Here is a 16,249-nt window from a genome sequence, read left to right as displayed (position 1 = left end):
GAAGCCGACCGCATGCTCGACATGGGCTTCATCCACGATGTGAAGAAGGTTCTCGCCAAGCTGCCGCCCAAGCGCCAGAACCTGCTGTTCTCGGCTACCTTCTCGAAAGACATCGTCGACCTCGCCAACAAGCTCCTGCACAACCCGGAACGCATCGAGGTAACGCCGCCGAACACCACGGTCGAGCGCATCGAGCAACGCGTGTTCCGCCTGCCGGCGCCGCAGAAGCGCGCCCTGCTGGCGCACCTGGTGACCGTCGGCGCCTGGGAACAGGTGCTGGTCTTCACCCGTACCAAGCACGGCGCCAACCGTCTCGCCGAGTACCTGACCAAGCACGGCCTGCCGGCCGCCGCGATCCATGGCAACAAGAGCCAGAACGCGCGGACCAAGGCGCTGGCCGACTTCAAGGCCAACGACGTGCGCATCCTGGTGGCGACCGACATCGCCGCCCGCGGCCTGGATATCGACCAGTTGCCCCATGTGGTCAACTACGAACTGCCCAACGTCGAGGAAGACTACGTCCACCGCATCGGCCGTACCGGCCGCGCCGGACGCAGCGGCGAGGCGATCTCGCTGGTAGCGCCGGACGAAGAGAAGCTGCTCAAGGCCATCGAGAAGATGACCAGACAGCGTATTCCCGATGGCGATGCCCAGGGTTTCGACCCCGAGGCCGTGCTGCCCGAGGTGGCCCAGCCGGAGCCCCGCGAGGCGCCACAGAAGCAGCCGCGCCGCGACAAGGAACGGCGCAGCAGCCGCGAGCGCAAGCCGAAAGACGCCCAGGCGAGCAACCCCGACAGCAATGTCGCTGCGGCCCAGGACGGTACCGAGAAGCCGGCTGGAAAGCGCCGCCGTCGTGGTGGCAAGAACAAGGAAAACCGCGAGGCCGGCCAAGCGCAGCAGCCGCGGCAGAGCCGCGAAGCGCGTCCGGCCAAGCCCAATCGGCCGCCGGAAGTCGACGGTAATCGCGATCCGGAAGAGTTCCTCGACGACGACTTCGACAATTTCGGCAACCGCGCCGACTACGTCAGCCCCTACCAGGGTCAGGAAAACAAGGGACGCGGACGCCGCGGTGGCCAGCAGAAACCCCAGGGCGGCACCGGCCAGCAGGGTCGTGGCCAAGGCCAGGGCCAAGCTCGCGGCAAGAGCCAGGGCGCCGCTCAAGGTGGCGCTCGCGGTCAGGGTGCCGGCCAGGGCAAGGCGAAGAAACCGCGCGCCGGCAAGCCGCGCGGCCAGGGTCGCGAGAATGCCTCGCGGATGAGCGACGCGCCGCTGCGCGAGCCGTCCGAGTACGGCACCGGCAAGCAGCCGAGCCGCCAGCCGGTGGTGATCAACAAGCGCGACCTGGTGCGCATGGATCGCTTCCCCACCGCCGAGCAGCTCGACGAGCTGGAGCCGCGGCGCAAGGGCGAGCGCCCCGCACTGCTGACCCGCAACCGCTAAGGCCGAGCGGGTCCGTGACGCGGACCCGCCGACTTCCGCGAGGATAAAAAAACGCCGACCCTAGGGTCGGCGTTCTTGCATGGCGCGGAAGGCGATCAGGCCTGCGGATCTTCCTTCTTCGCGGTCTGCTGCTGGGTCACGGTCTGCTGGTTCCAGCCGCCGCCGAGGGCCTTGTACAGGTTGACCTCGCTGGTCAGCTGGTTGAGGCGGTTGGTGATCAGTTGCTGCTGCGCGGTGAACAGCGAGCGTTGCGCGTCGAGCAGGGTCAGGTAGTTGTCCACCCCCGTGCGGTAGCGCTTGTCGGCGAGCTGGTAGTACTCGTCGCTGGCCTTGACCAGATCGCGCTGTGCCTGCAACTGCTCGGTGAAGGTACCGCGCGCGGCCAGACCGTCGGCGACTTCCTGGAAGGCGGTCTGGATCGCCTTCTCGTACTGCGCGACGTTGATGTCCTTCTGGATCTTCGCGTAGTCCAGGCTGGCGCGCAGGCTGCCGGCGGTGAAGATCGGCAGGTTGATCGACGGCTGGAACAACCAGGAGCCCGAACCGGCGTCGAACAGGCCGGACAGCTGGCGGCTCATGGTGCCGGCGTTGGCGGTCAGGCTGATGCTCGGGAAGAACGCCGCGCGCGCGGCGCCGATGCTGGCGTTGGCGGCCATGAGCTGGTGCTCGGCCTCAAGGATGTCCGGGCGCCGTTGCAGCAGGTCCGACGGCAGGCCCGCCGGCACTTCGGTCAGCAGGGTCTGGTCCAGGCCCAGGCCTTGCGGCAGGTTCGCCGGGATCCCGGAACCCAGCAGCAGGACCAGTGCATTCTGGTCCTGGGCTACCAGGCGGGTGTACTGCGCCAGGGTCGCGCGGGCGCCTTCCACGGCGGTCTGCGCCTGGCGCAGGTCGAGCGCGGAGGCGACGCCGACGTCGTAGCTGCGCTGGGTCAGGTCGAAACTCTTCTGGTAGGTGCCCAGGGTGTCCTTGGTCAGTTGCAACTGCGCTTGGTCGGCCTTCAGCGTCAGGTAGGCGGTCGCCACGCTGGCCACCAGGGTGGTCTGCGCGCTGCGCTGCGCCTGTTCGGTCGCCAGGTACTGCTCCAGGGCCTGGTCGCGCAGGCTGCGCAGGCGGCCGAAGAGATCGAGTTCCCAGGCGGTAGTGCCCAGGGTCACCCCGTACTGGCTGGAAATCGCCGGACTGCCGGTGGTCGACAGGTCGCCCGGCAAACGCTGGCGGGTGCCGCTACCGTCCACGCCGATCCGCGGGAACAGGTCGGCCCGCTGGATGCGGTACTGCGCCCGGAAGGCCTCGACGTTCAACGCGGCGACCCGCAGGTCGCGGTTGTTTTCCAGCGCCACGCCGATCAGTTGCTGCAACTGCGGGTCGCGGAAGAACTCGCGCCAGCCGATGTCGGCGGCCGGAACGGCCGCCGCGCCGGTGTTCTGCCCGTAGGCCTGCCCTTGCGGGTAGGCCGCGGCTACCGGCGCCTCGGGGCGCTGGTAGTCGGGAATCAGCGAGCAGCCGGACAGAACGACAGCGGCTACCGCCAGAGAAAGGAAGGACCTTTTCATATCATTGCCCCTTTTCGACGGACGCTTGCTGCTTGGACGCCTCGTCCTTGAACAGCGTGCTGACCGCCACGTAGAACAGCGGTACCCAGAAGATCGCCAGGACGGTCGCAGTGACCATGCCGCCGATCACGCCGGTACCGATCGCATGCTGGCTGCCCGAGCCGGCGCCGGTGGAGATCGCCAGCGGAACCACACCGAGGATGAACGCCAGGGAGGTCATCACGATCGGCCGCAGACGCATGCGGCAGGCCTCGATGGCCGCCTCGACGATGCCCTTGCCCTGCTCGTGCAGCTCCTTGGCGAACTCCACGATGAGAATGGCGTTCTTCGCCGACAGGCCGATGGTCGTCAACAGGCCCACCTGGAAGAACACGTCGTTGGACAGGCCGCGCATGGACGTCGCCAGCAGCGCGCCGATCACGCCCAACGGCACCACCAGCATCACCGAGAACGGAATCGACCAGCTTTCGTACAGGGCCGCCAGGCAGAGGAACACCACCAGCAGCGACAGCGCATACAGCGCCGGCGCCTGCGAGCCGGACAAGCGCTCCTCGTAGGACAGGCCGGTCCAGGAGTAGCCAACGCCTTTCGGCAATTGCTTGACGATCTCCTCGACCGCCGCCATGGCGTCACCGGAACTCAGGCCGGGCGCCGGCTCGCCGAGGATCTCCATCGCCGGCACGCCATTGTAGCGCTCCAGCTTCGGCGAACCGTATTCCCACTTGCCGGTGGCGAAGGCGTTGAACGGCACCATCTCGCCCTTGTCGTTGCGCACGTACCACTTGCTCAGGTCGTCCGGGTTCATCCGCGCGTCCGGCCTGCCCTGCAGGTAGACCCGCTTGACCCGGCCACGGTCGATGAAGTCGTTGACGTAGCTGGAACCCCAGGCGATGGACACGGTGCTGTTGATGTCGGCGAGGGACACGCCGAGGGCGCTGGCCTTCTCGTCGTCGATCTCCAGCTTGTACTGCGGTTCGTCGCTCATGCCGTTGGGGCGCACGCGTTGCAGCGCCGGGTTCTGCGCGGCGAGCATGAGGAACTTGTTGCGCGCCTGGAGCAGGACCTCGTGGCCGACGCCCGCCTGGTCCTGGAGGAACAGGTCGAAGCCGGTGGCGTTACCCAGTTCCAGTACCGACGGCGGCGCGAAGGCGAACACCATCGCGTCCTTGAAGCTGAAGAAGTGCATCTGCGCGCGCTTGGCCAGCTCGAACACGCTGTTCTCGCCACCGGGACGCTCTTCCCAGGGCTTGAGCATGATGAACGCCATGCCCGAACTCTGGCCGCGGCCGGCGAAGTTGAAGCCGGTCACGGTGAACACCGAGCTGACCGAAGAGCTTTCCTTCTCCAGCAGGTATTCGCGCATCGAGTCCACCACCACCTGGGTACGCTCGGCGCTGGAGCCCGGCGGGGTCTGTACCTGGGCGAACAGTACGCCCTGGTCCTCGTCGGGGAGGAACGCGGTGGGAATGCGGGTGAACATCCAGATCATCCCGGCCACGATCACCACGTAGATCAGCAGGTACGGCGCGCGATGCTTGAGGATCGACGCCACGCCCCGCTCGTAGCCGTGGGTGGTGGAAAGGAACATCCGGTTGAACCAGCCGAAGAAGCCGCCCTTGTGCTCGCCATGGTCGCCTTTCTCGATCGGCTTGAGCATGGTCGCGCAGAGCGCCGGGGTGAGGATCAGCGCCACGATCACCGAGAGGGCCATGGCCGACACGATGGTGATGGAGAACTGCCGGTAGATCACCCCGGTGGAGCCGCCGAAGAACGCCATCGGCAGGAATACCGCCGAGAGCACCATGGCGATACCGACCAGCGCGCCCTGGATCTGGCCCATGGACTTGCGCGCCGCCTCCCTTGGCGACAGGCCTTCCTCGGCCATCACCCGCTCGACGTTCTCCACCACCACGATGGCGTCGTCCACCAGCAAGCCGATGGCCAGCACCATGCCGAACATGGTCAGGGTGTTGATCGAGAAGCCGAACGCGGCGAGCACGCCGAAGGTCCCCAGCAGCACCACCGGTACGGCGATGGTCGGGATCAGCGTGGCGCGGAAGTTCTGCAGGAACAGGTACATCACCAGGAACACGAGGAGGATCGCCTCGCCGAGGGTCTTCACTACCTCATGGATCGAGGCCGAGACCACCGGGGTGGTGTCGTACGGGTAGACCACCTTCATGCCCTGCGGCATGAACGGTTCCAGGTTGGCGATGGTCTGGCGGATCGCCTTGGCGGTATCCAGCGCGTTGGCGCCGGTGGCCAGCTTGATCGCGATACCGGACGCCGGGCTGCCGTTGAACTGCGCGTTGATGCTGTAGTCCTGGCCGCCCAGGCCGACATCGGCGACGTCCTTCAGGCGCACCTGGGAACCGTCGGGATTGACCTTGAGCAGGATGTTCTCGAATTGCTCCGCGGTCTGCAGGCGGGTCTTGCCGATGATGGTGGCGTTGAGCTGCTGGCCCTTGACCGCCGGCAAGCCGCCGAGCTGGCCGGAGGAAATCTGCACGTTCTGCGCCTGGATCGCGCTGCTCACGTCGCCGGGGGTCAGCTGGTAGCTGTTCAGCTTGGCCGGATCGAGCCAGATGCGCATCGAGTACTGCGAGCCGAACACCTGGAAGTCACCGACGCCCTTGGTCCGCGAGAGCGGGTCCTGGATGTTGGAAACGATGTAGTTCGACAGGTCTTCCTTGGTCATGCTGCCGTCGGTGGAAACCACACCGACCACCATGAGGAAGTTCTTCACCGCCTTGGTCACCCGGATCCCCTGGCGCTGCACTTCCTGCGGCAGTAGCGGGGTGGCCAGTTGCAGCTTGTTCTGCACCTGGACCTGGGCGATGTCGGGGTCGGTGCCCTGTTCGAAGGTCACGGTGATGGTCATGCTGCCGTCGGAGTTACTCTCCGAGGAGATGTAGCGCAGATTGTCGATCCCGTTCATCTGCTGCTCGATCACCTGGACCACGGTGTCCTGCACCGTCTCGGCCGAGGCGCCCGGGTAGCTCACCTGCACGGCGATGGCCGGCGGGGCGATGGCCGGGTACTGGTTGACCGGCAGACTGAGGATCGACAGGCCGCCCGCGAGCATGATCACCAAGGCGATCACCCACGCGAAAATGGGCCTATCAATGAAAAACTTCGACATTACGAATCCCCTTGATCAGCCCTTGCTGTCGGTTTTCGCCGGAGCGGCGTCGGCCTTCTGCGCGGACGCGACATTCTTCGCCGGCACGGTCTTCACCTCGACACCCGGCTGCACGAACTGCAGGCCTTCGGTAATGATCTTGTCGCCGGCGTTCAGGCCTTCGGTGACCAGCCACTTGTCGCCGATCACCCGGTCGGCCTTGATCACCCGCAGCTCGACCTTGTTCTGCGCGTTCACCACCAGCGCGGTAGCCTGGCCCTTGAGGTCGCGGGTCACGCCTTGCTGCGGAGCGAGGATGGCCTTCTGCTTGACGCCTTCCTGCAACTGCGCGTGAACGAACATGCCGGGCAGCAGCTCGTTGTTCGGGTTGGGGAACACGGCGCGGATGGTGACCGAGCCGGTGCCTTCGTCGACGGAAACCTCGGAGAATTCGAGGCGGCCTTCCAGCGGGTATTGGCTACCGTCCTCCAACTTCAGGGAGACCTTCGCAGCGTTGTCGCCGGCGCGCTCCAACTGGCCGCTGGCCAGTTCGCGGCGCAGGCGCAGCAGGGCGGTGGACGGCTGGGTGACGTCGACGTAGATCGGGTCGAGCTGTTGCACGGTGGCCATCGCGTTGGCCTGGCCGTTGGTCACCAGGGCGCCTTCGGTCACCGCGGAACGGCCGATGCGGCCGGAGATCGGCGACAGCACCTTGGTGTAGCGCAGGTTGATCCGCGCCTGTTCCACCGCCGCCTTGGACTGCAGGTAGGCGGCATTGGCGTCGGCGTACTGCTGCTTGCTCACGGCCTGGTCGGCGACCAGCAGCTTGTAGCGCTGGGCCTGCTCCTGGGTCGAGGCCAGGTTGGCCTGGGCGCTCTGGTAGTCGGCCTCGTAGGTGGCGGGGTCGATCTGGTAGAGCTGCTGCCCGGCCTTGACGTCGCTGCCTTCCTTGAACAGGCGCTTGAGGATGATGCCGTTCACCTGGGGACGCACCTCGGCGATGCGGAACGCATTGGTCCGGCCCGGCAGCTCGGTATTCAGGGTCACCGTCTGCGCTTCCAGGGTCACGATTCCGACCTCCGGCGTTTGCGCCGGCGGCGGCGCCTCGCTTTTTCCGCACCCGGAAAGGGCCGAAATCGCGACCAGCAGGGCCGGAACCAGTACACGCATGGCTGGCGTTCGTTGCATAGCGTTGTCCTCATGAGCGAAAGCGGCCGATGCAGCGTGAAGGCGCTGCACCGGCTCGAAGAAGGCAGGCAAAATACTTACATTCATAGGTGTTTGTAAACGTCCGAAAGCCTCGCGTGAAAACACCTGAAACGTTTTAGCTCGATGGCCGGTTATCCACCCGGCGCCATGGCCCATATTCAGAACCTGAAACAAGGTTGATAAGGTCAACTAAAATAAGCAAAATAGTTGACTGGATCAACCACATTTACATTAGGTTTACTCGGCCAAACCAATGAACTACCCCGTGAATCCCGACCTGATGCCCGCGCTGATGGCGGTCTTCCAGCATGTGCGGACGCGCATCCAGAGCGAGCTCGATTGCCAGCGACTCGACCTGACCCCGCCCGACGTCCATGTATTGAAGCTTATCGACGAACAACGCGGGCTGAACCTGCAGGACCTGGGACGCCAGATGTGCCGCGACAAGGCACTGATCACCCGGAAGATCCGCGAGCTGGAGGGAAGAAACCTGGTCCGCCGCGAGCGCAACCCCAGCGACCAGCGCAGCTTCCAGCTCTTCCTCACCGACGAGGGGCTGGCCATCCACCAGCATGCGGAAGCCATCATGTCACGCGTGCATGACGAGTTGTTTGCCCCGCTCACCCCGGAGGAACAAGCCACCCTGGTGCATCTCCTCGACCAATGCCTGGCCGCGCAACCGCTTGAGGATATTTAAGAACATTCTTTTCGAAGCACAATGAAAAACGCCGGCGATCGCCGGCGTTTTTCGTTTCAGGTATCCGCTTACTGGCGAATGCCTTCGACGGAGAGCAGCAGCTCGACTTCCTGGGATGCCGGGCCGAGGTCCATCTTGATGCCGAAGTCTTTCAGCTTCAGGGTGGCGCTGCCTTCGAAGCCGGCACGGTAGCCGCCCCACGGGTCGTCGCCCTGGCCGATCAGCTTGGCCTTGATGGTGACCGGCTTGGTCACACCGTTCAGGGTCAGGTTGCCGGTGATGTCGGCGCTGTCGCCGTTGGCCTTCACTTCGGTGGATTCGAAGGTAGCGGTCGGGTTCTTGCTGACGTTGAGGAAATCACCGCTGCGCAGGTGCTTGTCACGCTCGGCATGGTTGGTGTCCACGCTGTTGGTGTTGATGGTCACCTTGACCTTGTCGGCCGACGGGTTCTTCTCGTCGAAGGTGAAGCTGCCGTCGAAGTCGTTGAAGCGGCCGTACAGCCAGCTATAGCCCAGGTGCTTGATGCGGAACTCGATGAAGGCGTGCTGGCCTTCCTTGTCGATCTTGTAGTCCGCGGCCATTGCCTGGCCGGCGGTGAACAGTGCGGAGCCGAGCGCCAGCGCGGCAAGGGTCTTCTTCAGCATGGACATTCTCCTTAACGTGGTTGTTGATCATTCGACGAGCGACCGAGCATGCGCTTTAGGGTCGGGTCGCGGTCGACGAAGTGATGCTTGAGGGCGGCCAGGGCATGGAGGGCGGCGAAGACCACCAGCGCCCAGGCCAGGTAGAGATGGATTTCACCCGCGACGTCCGCCTGGTCGGGCAGCCCGCTGAGGGTCGCCGGCACGGAGAACCAGCCGAATACGCTGATCGGTTCGCCGTCGGCGGTGGAAATCAGGTAGCCCGCGACGATCACCGCCAGCAGCAGCCCGTACAGCGCGAGGTGGCCGAGCTTGCTCGCTACCCGCGTGAGCGGACCGTGGTTGACCGGCGCCGGCGGCGGCGGGCTGACGAAACGCCAGACGATCCGCACCAGCAGGGCGATGGCCAGCAGGATGCCGATGCTTTTATGCAGCGCCGGCGCGGGGTGGTACCAGGGGTCGTAATAGCTCAGTTCGCGCATCCACAGGCCCAGGCCGAACAGGCCGAAGACCACCAGCGCGCTGCCCCAGTGCAGGAACAGGCTGAATACGCCGTAACGGGATGAGGTATTGCGCCACTGCATGAAAAACTTCCTTGAAAAGCGAAGCCTCAAGACTAGCGGCAAATCCATCGAGTTAAAGCAGAAAATTCTGCTTTGAAACATCGATTCACAAGATAGGTTCGCAGGCTAAGAAAAAACCCTGGATTGCGCTGCGAACCGGGAAGCGCAAGGCGCCGGAGCTTCCGGCGCCGGCGAAGGGGATCAATCGAACAGGCGGGTGAACCAGGCGAACGGGTTCTTCTTCTCGCCGCCGGTCGTCGGTGCGGCTACCTTCTCGGCCTTCGCCACCATCGGCGCGCCCTCGATCACCGGCGTCTTGCCGGCGTACAGGTCGCGCACCTGGCTGGCGGCGCGCTTGCCGCTGCGCAGCGCCCCCTCGATGGTGCCGGGGTACAGCGCATCGGTGTGCTCGCCGGCGAAGGCGACCCGCGACAGCGGCTGTTCCCAGATCCGCCAGAAGCGCGTCACCTGGCCCGGACCGTAGGCCAGGTAGGAACCGCCGGTGCCCGGGTCGGCGCTGTAGCGACGAATTTCGTAGCCGGCGAAGGCACCGCGCATCTTCGGATAGAACTTGTTCATGCGGATCAGCACCTGGTCGACCATCTGCCGGTCGCCGAAAGCCTGCAGCACGCGGGCGTTGTCGCCGGACAGGTTGATCAGCACGTTGGCGCCGCCTTTCAGCGCCGGCTCGACCCAGATCATGCCCAGGCCCTGGTCGCTGAAGATCTCGCCGGAGAGGCGCGACTTGTCGTCCCACACCGGGCGCTTGAACTTCAGCAGGATCTGGTCGCGCCAGCCATAGTTGGTGCCCTTCAGCGCGGACATCTGGGTACCGCTCAGGGACGGGGTCATCTGGATCTGGCCGAGCGCCTTCAGCGGCACGGCGAGAACCACGTAGTCGGCCTTGTAGGTCTCGCTGCCGGCCTTGACGGCGACGCCGTCCTTGGCCTGGACGATGCTCGACACCTTGGATTTGGTCTTGATCGTCTTGATCTGCTTGACGAAGGCTTCCGCCAGCACCTGGCTGCCGCCGGGCAGGCGCGCCGCGCGCAGGTCGCGGTCATCGACGCCACGGTAGGCGCGGCCCTGCTGGGCGAGGTAGAGCAGCGACAGGCGCGACGGTTCGTCGTAGCGCGAGCGGATACGCTGGTTGACCAGCAGGCGCGCGGTCGGCGACAGGTTCAGCTTGTCCAGCCAGCGCGCGGCGTTCATCTGGTCGAGGGCGAACAGGGTATTGCTCGAGGCGGGGTTGAGCGGATCGGAGATCGATGCCGAGAGATCGTCCAGGGTCGACTCGAAGCGCTTGAGGTCGGCGGCGACGTTCGGCTGCTTGAGCGCGAGATCGCTGCTGCTGTAGTACAGGCCGTCGATCAGGTAGCTGGGGGTGCGGACGAAGTCCGGCGCCGGCACCGGCTTCAGCTTGAAGGTGTCCAGGTAGGCATTGAGCGTGGGCTGGACCTTCTGGTTGCCGACCCATTCGCTGGTGGCCAGGCCGGAACGCCCGCCCACCTGCGGCCGCGCCTCGAGCACCGTGACCTGCCAGCCGTTCTTCTGCAATTCGTAGGCCGCGCTCAGGCCTGCCAGGCCCGCGCCGACGACGATCGCCGTAGGCTGTTTATCCTTGCCCAGCGCCACCGCGCTGAACACCCCCAACATGAGAAACGCCGCGGCGCGCAGCCACCTTAACGACATACCGGACTCCCCAGGAAAAAAGCAAAGACGCAACGGCGCGCAGCATACGCCAGAGCCGTTTGGGCCACCATAGGAGTCCGTCGGCGGCTGCTGTCGGATGTGTCCCAACCCACCGGGTTGTTCATCTCACCCCCATTGCATAGGCTTTGCCGATCGATCCGAGGAGACAGCCCATGGGCCTTAACGCCGACTGGATGCAGCGCGACCTGAACGTACTCTGGCATCCCTGTACCCAGATGAAAGACCACGAACGCCTGCCGGTGATCCCGATCCGCCGCGGCGAAGGCGTCTGGCTGGAGGATTTCGAAGGCAAGCGCTACATCGACGCGGTCAGTTCCTGGTGGGTCAATGTGTTCGGCCACGCCAACCCGCGCATCAACCAGCGCATCAAGGACCAGGTCGACCAGTTGGAGCACGTGATCCTCGCCGGATTCAGCCACCAGCCGGTGATCGAGCTGTCGGAGCGACTGGTGAAGATCACCCCGCCGGGGCTCGACCGGGTGTTCTACGCCGACAGCGGCTCGGCGGGCATCGAGGTCGCGCTGAAGATGAGCTACCACTTCTGGCTCAATAGCGGCAGGCCGCGCAAGAAGCGCTTCGTCACCCTGACCAACAGCTACCACGGCGAAACCATCGCCGCGATGTCGGTGGGCGACGTGGCGCTGTTCACCGAAACCTACAAGTCGCTGCTGCTGGACACCATCAAGGTGCCCAGCCCGGACTGCTTCCTGCGTCCGGACGGCATGTGCTGGGAAGAACATTCGCGGAACATGTTCGCCCACATGGAGCGCACCCTGGCCGAAGGGCACGACGAGATCGCCGCGGTCATCGTCGAACCGCTGATCCAGGGCGCCGGCGGCATGCGCATGTACCATCCGGTCTACCTCAAGCTGCTGCGCGAAGCCTGCGACCGCTATGGCGTGCACCTGATCCACGACGAGATCGCGGTGGGCTTCGGCCGCACCGGGACGATGTTCGCCTGCGAGCAGGCCGGCATCGCCCCGGATTTCCTCTGCCTGTCCAAGGCCCTCACCGGCGGCTACCTGCCGATGTCCGCGGTGCTGACCAGCGAGACCGTCTATCGGGGCTTCTACGACGACTACCAGACCCTGCGCGCCTTCCTCCACTCGCACACCTATACCGGCAACCCGCTGGCCTGCGCCGCCGCCCTGGCGACCCTGGACATCTTCGAGGAAGACAAGGTGATCGAGGCCAACCGCGCGCTGTCCACCCACATGGCCAGGGCCACCGCGCACCTGGCCGACCACCCGCATGTCGCCGAGGTGCGCCAGACCGGGATGGTCCTGGCCATCGAAATGGTCCAGGACAAGGCGTCCAGGACGCCCTACCCCTGGCAGGAGCGCCGCGGCCTGAAGGTCTTCCAGCATGGCCTGGAGCGCGGCGCGCTGCTGCGCCCGCTGGGCAGCGTGGTGTATTTCCTGCCGCCCTACGTGATTACCCCGGAGCAGATCGACTTCCTCGCCGAGGTGGCCAGCGAAGGCATCGACATCGCCACCCGCGACGCGGTCAGCGTGGCGGTCAGCGACTTCCACCCGGACCACCGCGATCCGGGCTGAACGTCGCCGCCCCTTCGTCCCGAGGGGGCCGGTTCCAGCGCCCCGCGGCAGGCAGTAAACTGCGCGCCTGTCGCCACTACCCTCGAATCGCCATGCGCCTGTCCCGCTTCTTCGTCGACCAGCCCCTCGCCCTCGGCCAGCACGACCTGCCCGAGACCCAGGCCCACTACATCGGCCGCGTGCTGCGGCACGCCACGGGCGACGCCGTGCAACTGTTCGACGGCAGCGGCCGGGAATACCTCGGCGAGCTGGTCGAGGTCGGCAAGAAGAATGTCCGCGTCGAACTCCGCGAGCAGTTCGCCGGCCAGCCCGACTCGCCCCTGCGTATCCACCTGGGGCAAGGCCTGTCGCGCGGCGAGCGGATGGACTGGGCGATCCAGAAGGCCACCGAGCTGGGGGTGGCGGAAATCACCCCGATCGTCAGCGAGCGTTGCGAAGTGCGCCTGAAGGACGAGCGCGCCGACAAGCGCCTGCAACACTGGCGCCAGGTGGCGATCAGCGCCTGCGAGCAGTGCGGCCGTTCGAGCCTGCCGCTGATCCATTCGCCGCTGGCCCTGGAGGACTGGCTGCGCGGGCGGGACGATGACCTCAGGCTGGTCCTGCACCCAGTAGCCGCCCCCCTGGCCAGCCATGCGCCGCCGTCGCGCCTGGCCTTCCTGGTGGGTCCCGAAGGCGGCCTGAGCGATGCCGAGGTGGAGCAGGCGCAGGCGGCCGGTTTCCACGCCGCGCGCCTCGGCCCGCGAGTGCTGCGCACCGAGACCGCGCCGGTGGTGGCGTTGGCAGTGGCCCAGCAACTCTGGGGCGACTTCGCCTGATATCTCTCCCGCCGCTTTACAACGGCGACAGCCAGTGAATACCGTTGCGCAACCCACTTCGCAACGGATCGCACGCATGGACACGCCCGTTACCTTCGATTGGAAGATCCGCCTGCCCGACGTGCTCGGCGTACTCCGCCGAGACTATGCCGGACGCTTCCCGCAGTTGGCCTCCGCCGCACTGGAGACACTGCTGGAGCGCCTGCGCGACGACCTTCCCGAGGATTTCCTGCCAGCCCTCGGCCAGGAGCTGGAATCCCTGGGACTGGCGTTGGTGGAGCGCCTGGACGAAGACGACAGCCTGAACCTGTACGTGGTCGGCGCTCCCCACAGCCGGCGCCTCCTCGATGCGCTCGCAGCGCAGGGCCACAACGCCCGCACGCTGCGCCAGGAAGACGCCCCTGAGGGCGCCCGGGCGGCCCTCCCCGCCGCCGCGCCGGCCGGCCTGGCGCCGGCTTCGGCCTACATCTGCCTCGAACACGCCGAGCACCTGGCGCCCGGCCTGGCCATCGCCCGCCTGCCGGGCGAGGACAGCCGCAACCTGCTGGACCTGCGCCAATGGCCCAGGCTGCAACGCCTGCCCGATGGCGCGGAGGAAACCCAGGGCGCGTTGCTCTGCCGGGCCAGTTCGGCGGACGGCCTGCACGCCTGGGTCAGGATGACCCGTTCGGGAAGCCCCTACGCCTGGCTGCATCGCTCCCGCGACCTCGCCTCGTTGACGCCCGAACTACCGCCCTTGCCGCTGCCGCCGGCGCAGTCGTTGCGCCAACGCCGCACCCCGGAACTTGCCATCGGCCTGGCCGGGGACGACCTGCTCCTGGCCGACCGCGGCCTGTTCTTCCTCTATCCGGGCTTCGCCCAGGGCAACGACGAACCGCGGTTGCTCTTCGAGGTGCCGCAAGCGCGGCGCTCCATCGAGAATCCGCCGGCGGTCTTCACCACTCCGGACCAGCGCGTCTGCCTGCTCTCCCGCGGGCAGTTCTTCGAATGGCGCGAGGCACGCATCCAGCCCCTGCCGTTCCCCGTCGGCAAGGATCTGCCCGCCGATCCGGCGCAACCGACCTCGGCGGCGCCCGGGACCATCGTCTGGCTGGAGCGTGAAACGCTCTGCGAAGGCCGGCTCGACAGCGGCGAGATCCGCAGCCACTCGCTGGACGGCCTGGCCGAAGGCCCCTACCTGAAGCTCCAGGCCCTGGACGGAGGCTGGCTGCTCCTGGCGCCGTGGCTGGAACCGCATCGCTCGCGGGACCTCGCCCAGCTCTGGCACCTCGAATCCGGCCGGGCGCTGCGCATCCGCTACGGCGAACTGGACCTGGAGGGCGGACTACAGCACTGGGCGGAGCTGCCCGACGGCCGGATCGTCGTCGGCGACCATGCCCGGCATGTCGACCTCGGCAGGTTCGAAAGCCTGCGCCAACGCCTGCTGCGGCGGCGCCTGGCGCCGGCCTGAGGCGCGGCTACAGCCCGCGCAGCGCCAGTCCCGCCAGGCCGAGCAGGAGCACGCCGCAACCGGCGTAGCTGACGCGGTGCCAGAACAGCGAGGTGTTGCGCCGCAGCCAGTCCACCAGCGCCGCGCAGCAAAAGCACCAGATCAGCGACGAGAGCATGAAACCGGCGAAGAACACCAGCGACTGCGCCTGGTTCGGCGTGCCGTCGACGATCCCCGCCAGGGCGCTGCCGAGGGCGCCCCAATAGACCACGTTCTTCGGGTTGGACAGGGAGATCGCCGCGCCGGCGCCGAAGGCGTTGCGCCCCTGCTCGCCGGCATCCTCCGCCGCCAGCGGCGGACTCCAGGCGTCGCGCAAGCCTTGCACGCCGAGCCAGGCCAGGTAGGCGGCACAGGCCAGGGTCAGAGGAATCCGCACCTGTTCGTAGCCCAGCAGCAGCGCCAGCCCGGTGAGCCCGAGCAGGGCCCAGACGGCATCGCCGATCAGCGACCCCAGTTGCACCAGCAACGCCGGGCGGAAGCCGCCGGTCAAACCACGGCGCAGCGTTTCGCTGAACACCGCGCCAGGAGAAACATTGAAGGCGAAACCGAACAGCAAGGCCGCGAGGAAGATGGCGAGCATGGGACGACGACTCCGTGGGTGGGTCGTCGGATTATCCCGGCCGGCAGCGAAGCGGACTTGAACCGGATTGCGCAGTTCAGCCGCGCACAGCGCGCTGGTAGCGGCCCGGCGAAATGCCGTAGGCGCTGGTGAAGTAACGGGTCAGGTGGCTCTGGTCGGCGAAGCCCAGGGCGTGGGCCACCTCGCCCACCGCCAGGCCACGGCGCAACAGGCCGAGGGCGCGGCGGGTGCGCAGTTGCATGCTCCACTGGCGCGGGCTGAGCCCGGTGGCCTTCTTGAACGCCCGCAGCAGGTGGTATTTCGACAGGCCCACCTGCTCCGCCATCCCATCCAGGTCCGGCGGCTCGGCCAGGCGCTCGGCGAGCAGCGCCTGCAGGCGGGCGACAGCCGGGCGCCCAGGATCGGCCCTCTGCGGCAGGCGGGTGCCGCTCGCCGCCAGCAGGCGGCCGAGGAACTCCAGCAGGCGCTCCTCGCCCCGTTCGCGGGCGAAGCGGTCGCTGGCCAGCAAGGCTTCGATGCTGGCGGCCAACTCGCGGCCCAGCGCCGGATTGCGCAGCAGCGGGCGGTCGAACTCGACGGAGGAAAGATCCAGGCTGCTCGCCAGTTCGGCGGCAGGCAGATAGAGGCTGGCGAAGCGCCAGGGCTGGCCGTCGCGGACGCCGCCGCCCTGGATCTGCCCCGGGTTGTAGAGGGTCAGGTCGCCGCTGTCGGCCTGGAAGGTACGGCCATCCAGCCAGACATCTTCCAATCCGCAGAGGTTGGCGCTGATGACGAACTCGTCGTGGCTGTGCTTCTCGAAGCGGTGCCCGGCCAGGCTGGCGCTGGCGACCTCGAGGGAGGCGCCGATCCGCGCGTGCTGCAGGCCGGCCATG

The 16,249-nt window shown here is 66.7% G+C and carries 13 protein-coding genes; 5 read left to right on the top strand and 8 right to left on the bottom strand.

Annotation, left to right across the window (positions count from 1 at the left end; all coding sequences use genetic code 11):
• Window positions 1–1,440, top strand: a 1,440-nt coding sequence (locus HMPREF2914_RS29505) for a DEAD/DEAH box helicase (RefSeq protein ID WP_070702878.1), incomplete at its 5' end; no start/stop codon positions are given.
• Between the two features lie 95 nt (window positions 1,441–1,535).
• On the opposite strand, the gene oprM is transcribed toward HMPREF2914_RS29505, so the two are convergent.
• Genes oprM through mexA form a run of 3 tightly spaced genes read right to left on the bottom strand, consistent with a single transcriptional unit; the run spans window position 1,536 to window position 7,302 of the window.
• Window positions 1,536–2,993, bottom strand: coding sequence for a multidrug efflux RND transporter outer membrane channel subunit OprM (gene oprM, locus HMPREF2914_RS29500; RefSeq protein ID WP_023092313.1), 1,458 nt, complete (start codon window positions 2,991–2,993; stop codon window positions 1,536–1,538).
• Between the two features lies 1 nt (window position 2,994).
• Entirely contained in the window at window positions 2,995–6,135 is a 3,141-nt protein-coding gene (gene mexB, locus HMPREF2914_RS29495) for a multidrug efflux RND transporter permease subunit MexB (RefSeq protein WP_003107312.1), read from the bottom strand.
• Between the two features lie 15 nt (window positions 6,136–6,150).
• Window positions 6,151–7,302 carry a multidrug efflux RND transporter periplasmic adaptor subunit MexA gene (mexA, locus tag HMPREF2914_RS29490; protein WP_003118819.1) on the bottom strand — a complete coding sequence of 384 codons (1,152 nt, stop codon included), beginning with the start codon at window positions 7,300–7,302 and terminating at the stop codon, window positions 6,151–6,153.
• Window positions 7,303–7,576: 274 nt separating this feature from the next.
• Here mexA and mexR point away from each other — a divergent pair, with 274 nt between their 5' ends.
• On the top strand, window positions 7,577–8,020 hold the full coding sequence (gene mexR, locus HMPREF2914_RS29485; RefSeq protein WP_004365054.1) for an effux pump transcriptional repressor MexR: 444 nt from the start codon (window positions 7,577–7,579) through the stop codon (window positions 8,018–8,020).
• Between the two features lie 68 nt (window positions 8,021–8,088).
• Here mexR and HMPREF2914_RS29480 read toward each other — a convergent pair whose 3' ends face one another.
• The 3 genes from HMPREF2914_RS29480 to HMPREF2914_RS29470 all read right to left on the bottom strand — a co-directional run bounded on the left by HMPREF2914_RS29480 (window position 8,089) and on the right by HMPREF2914_RS29470 (window position 10,916).
• Window positions 8,089–8,664, bottom strand: coding sequence for a YceI family protein (locus HMPREF2914_RS29480; RefSeq protein ID WP_003084626.1), 576 nt, complete (start codon window positions 8,662–8,664; stop codon window positions 8,089–8,091).
• Between the two features lie 11 nt (window positions 8,665–8,675).
• A complete protein-coding gene (locus HMPREF2914_RS29475; protein ID WP_003111544.1) occupies window positions 8,676–9,245 on the bottom strand; it encodes a cytochrome b in 570 nt (189 codons plus the stop codon).
• Window positions 9,246–9,425: 180 nt separating this feature from the next.
• Window positions 9,426–10,916, bottom strand: coding sequence for a flavin monoamine oxidase family protein (locus tag HMPREF2914_RS29470; protein ID WP_021263112.1), 1,491 nt, complete (start codon window positions 10,914–10,916; stop codon window positions 9,426–9,428).
• Between the two features lie 173 nt (window positions 10,917–11,089).
• Here HMPREF2914_RS29470 and HMPREF2914_RS29465 point away from each other — a divergent pair, with 173 nt between their 5' ends.
• From HMPREF2914_RS29465 to HMPREF2914_RS29455, 3 genes are all read left to right on the top strand, one after another.
• Window positions 11,090–12,493 (top strand): adenosylmethionine--8-amino-7-oxononanoate transaminase, encoded by a 1,404-nt coding sequence (locus HMPREF2914_RS29465; protein ID WP_003117900.1) that lies wholly within the window; start codon window positions 11,090–11,092, stop codon window positions 12,491–12,493.
• A gap of 92 nt (window positions 12,494–12,585) precedes the next feature.
• Window positions 12,586–13,308 (top strand): 16S rRNA (uracil(1498)-N(3))-methyltransferase, encoded by a 723-nt coding sequence (locus HMPREF2914_RS29460; protein ID WP_019484394.1) that lies wholly within the window; start codon window positions 12,586–12,588, stop codon window positions 13,306–13,308.
• Between the two features lie 34 nt (window positions 13,309–13,342).
• On the top strand, window positions 13,343–14,758 hold the full coding sequence (locus HMPREF2914_RS29455) for a hypothetical protein (protein ID WP_023874833.1): 1,416 nt from the start codon (window positions 13,343–13,345) through the stop codon (window positions 14,756–14,758).
• Between the two features lie 7 nt (window positions 14,759–14,765).
• Here HMPREF2914_RS29455 and HMPREF2914_RS29450 read toward each other — a convergent pair whose 3' ends face one another.
• Both HMPREF2914_RS29450 and HMPREF2914_RS29445 read right to left on the bottom strand, forming a co-directional pair.
• Entirely contained in the window at window positions 14,766–15,377 is a 612-nt protein-coding gene (locus HMPREF2914_RS29450) for a LysE family translocator (protein ID WP_003084610.1), read from the bottom strand.
• A 76-nt stretch (window positions 15,378–15,453) separates the two neighbouring features.
• Window positions 15,454–16,248, bottom strand: a complete 795-nt coding sequence (locus HMPREF2914_RS29445; RefSeq protein ID WP_003128976.1) for an AraC family transcriptional regulator — start codon at window positions 16,246–16,248, stop codon at window positions 15,454–15,456.
• Window position 16,249: the final 1 nt, after the last annotated feature.

Origin of the sequence: Pseudomonas sp. HMSC067G02 (genome assembly GCF_001813485.1) — a bacterium.
GTDB lineage: Bacteria > Pseudomonadota > Gammaproteobacteria > Pseudomonadales > Pseudomonadaceae > Pseudomonas > Pseudomonas aeruginosa.
This window is presented reverse-complemented; position numbering and strand designations above follow the sequence as displayed.

Coding starts and splice junctions, on each gene's coding strand:
- mexA (WP_003118819.1), bottom strand. CDS start 7,302: ATGCAACGAACGCCAGCCATGCGTGTACTGGTTCCGGCCCTGCTGGTC.
- mexR (WP_004365054.1), top strand. CDS start 7,577: ATGAACTACCCCGTGAATCCCGACCTGATGCCCGCGCTGATGGCGGTC.
- HMPREF2914_RS29475 (WP_003111544.1), bottom strand. CDS start 9,245: ATGCAGTGGCGCAATACCTCATCCCGTTACGGCGTATTCAGCCTGTTC.
- HMPREF2914_RS29480 (WP_003084626.1), bottom strand. CDS start 8,664: ATGCTGAAGAAGACCCTTGCCGCGCTGGCGCTCGGCTCCGCACTGTTC.
- HMPREF2914_RS29465 (WP_003117900.1), top strand. CDS start 11,090: ATGGGCCTTAACGCCGACTGGATGCAGCGCGACCTGAACGTACTCTGG.
- HMPREF2914_RS29470 (WP_021263112.1), bottom strand. CDS start 10,916: ATGTCGTTAAGGTGGCTGCGCGCCGCGGCGTTTCTCATGTTGGGGGTG.
- HMPREF2914_RS29445 (WP_003128976.1), bottom strand. CDS start 16,248: ATGGCCGGCCTGCAGCACGCGCGGATCGGCGCCTCCCTCGAGGTCGCC.
- oprM (WP_023092313.1), bottom strand. CDS start 2,993: ATGAAAAGGTCCTTCCTTTCTCTGGCGGTAGCCGCTGTCGTTCTGTCC.
- HMPREF2914_RS29450 (WP_003084610.1), bottom strand. CDS start 15,377: ATGCTCGCCATCTTCCTCGCGGCCTTGCTGTTCGGTTTCGCCTTCAAT.
- mexB (WP_003107312.1), bottom strand. CDS start 6,135: ATGTCGAAGTTTTTCATTGATAGGCCCATTTTCGCGTGGGTGATCGCC.
- HMPREF2914_RS29460 (WP_019484394.1), top strand. CDS start 12,586: ATGCGCCTGTCCCGCTTCTTCGTCGACCAGCCCCTCGCCCTCGGCCAG.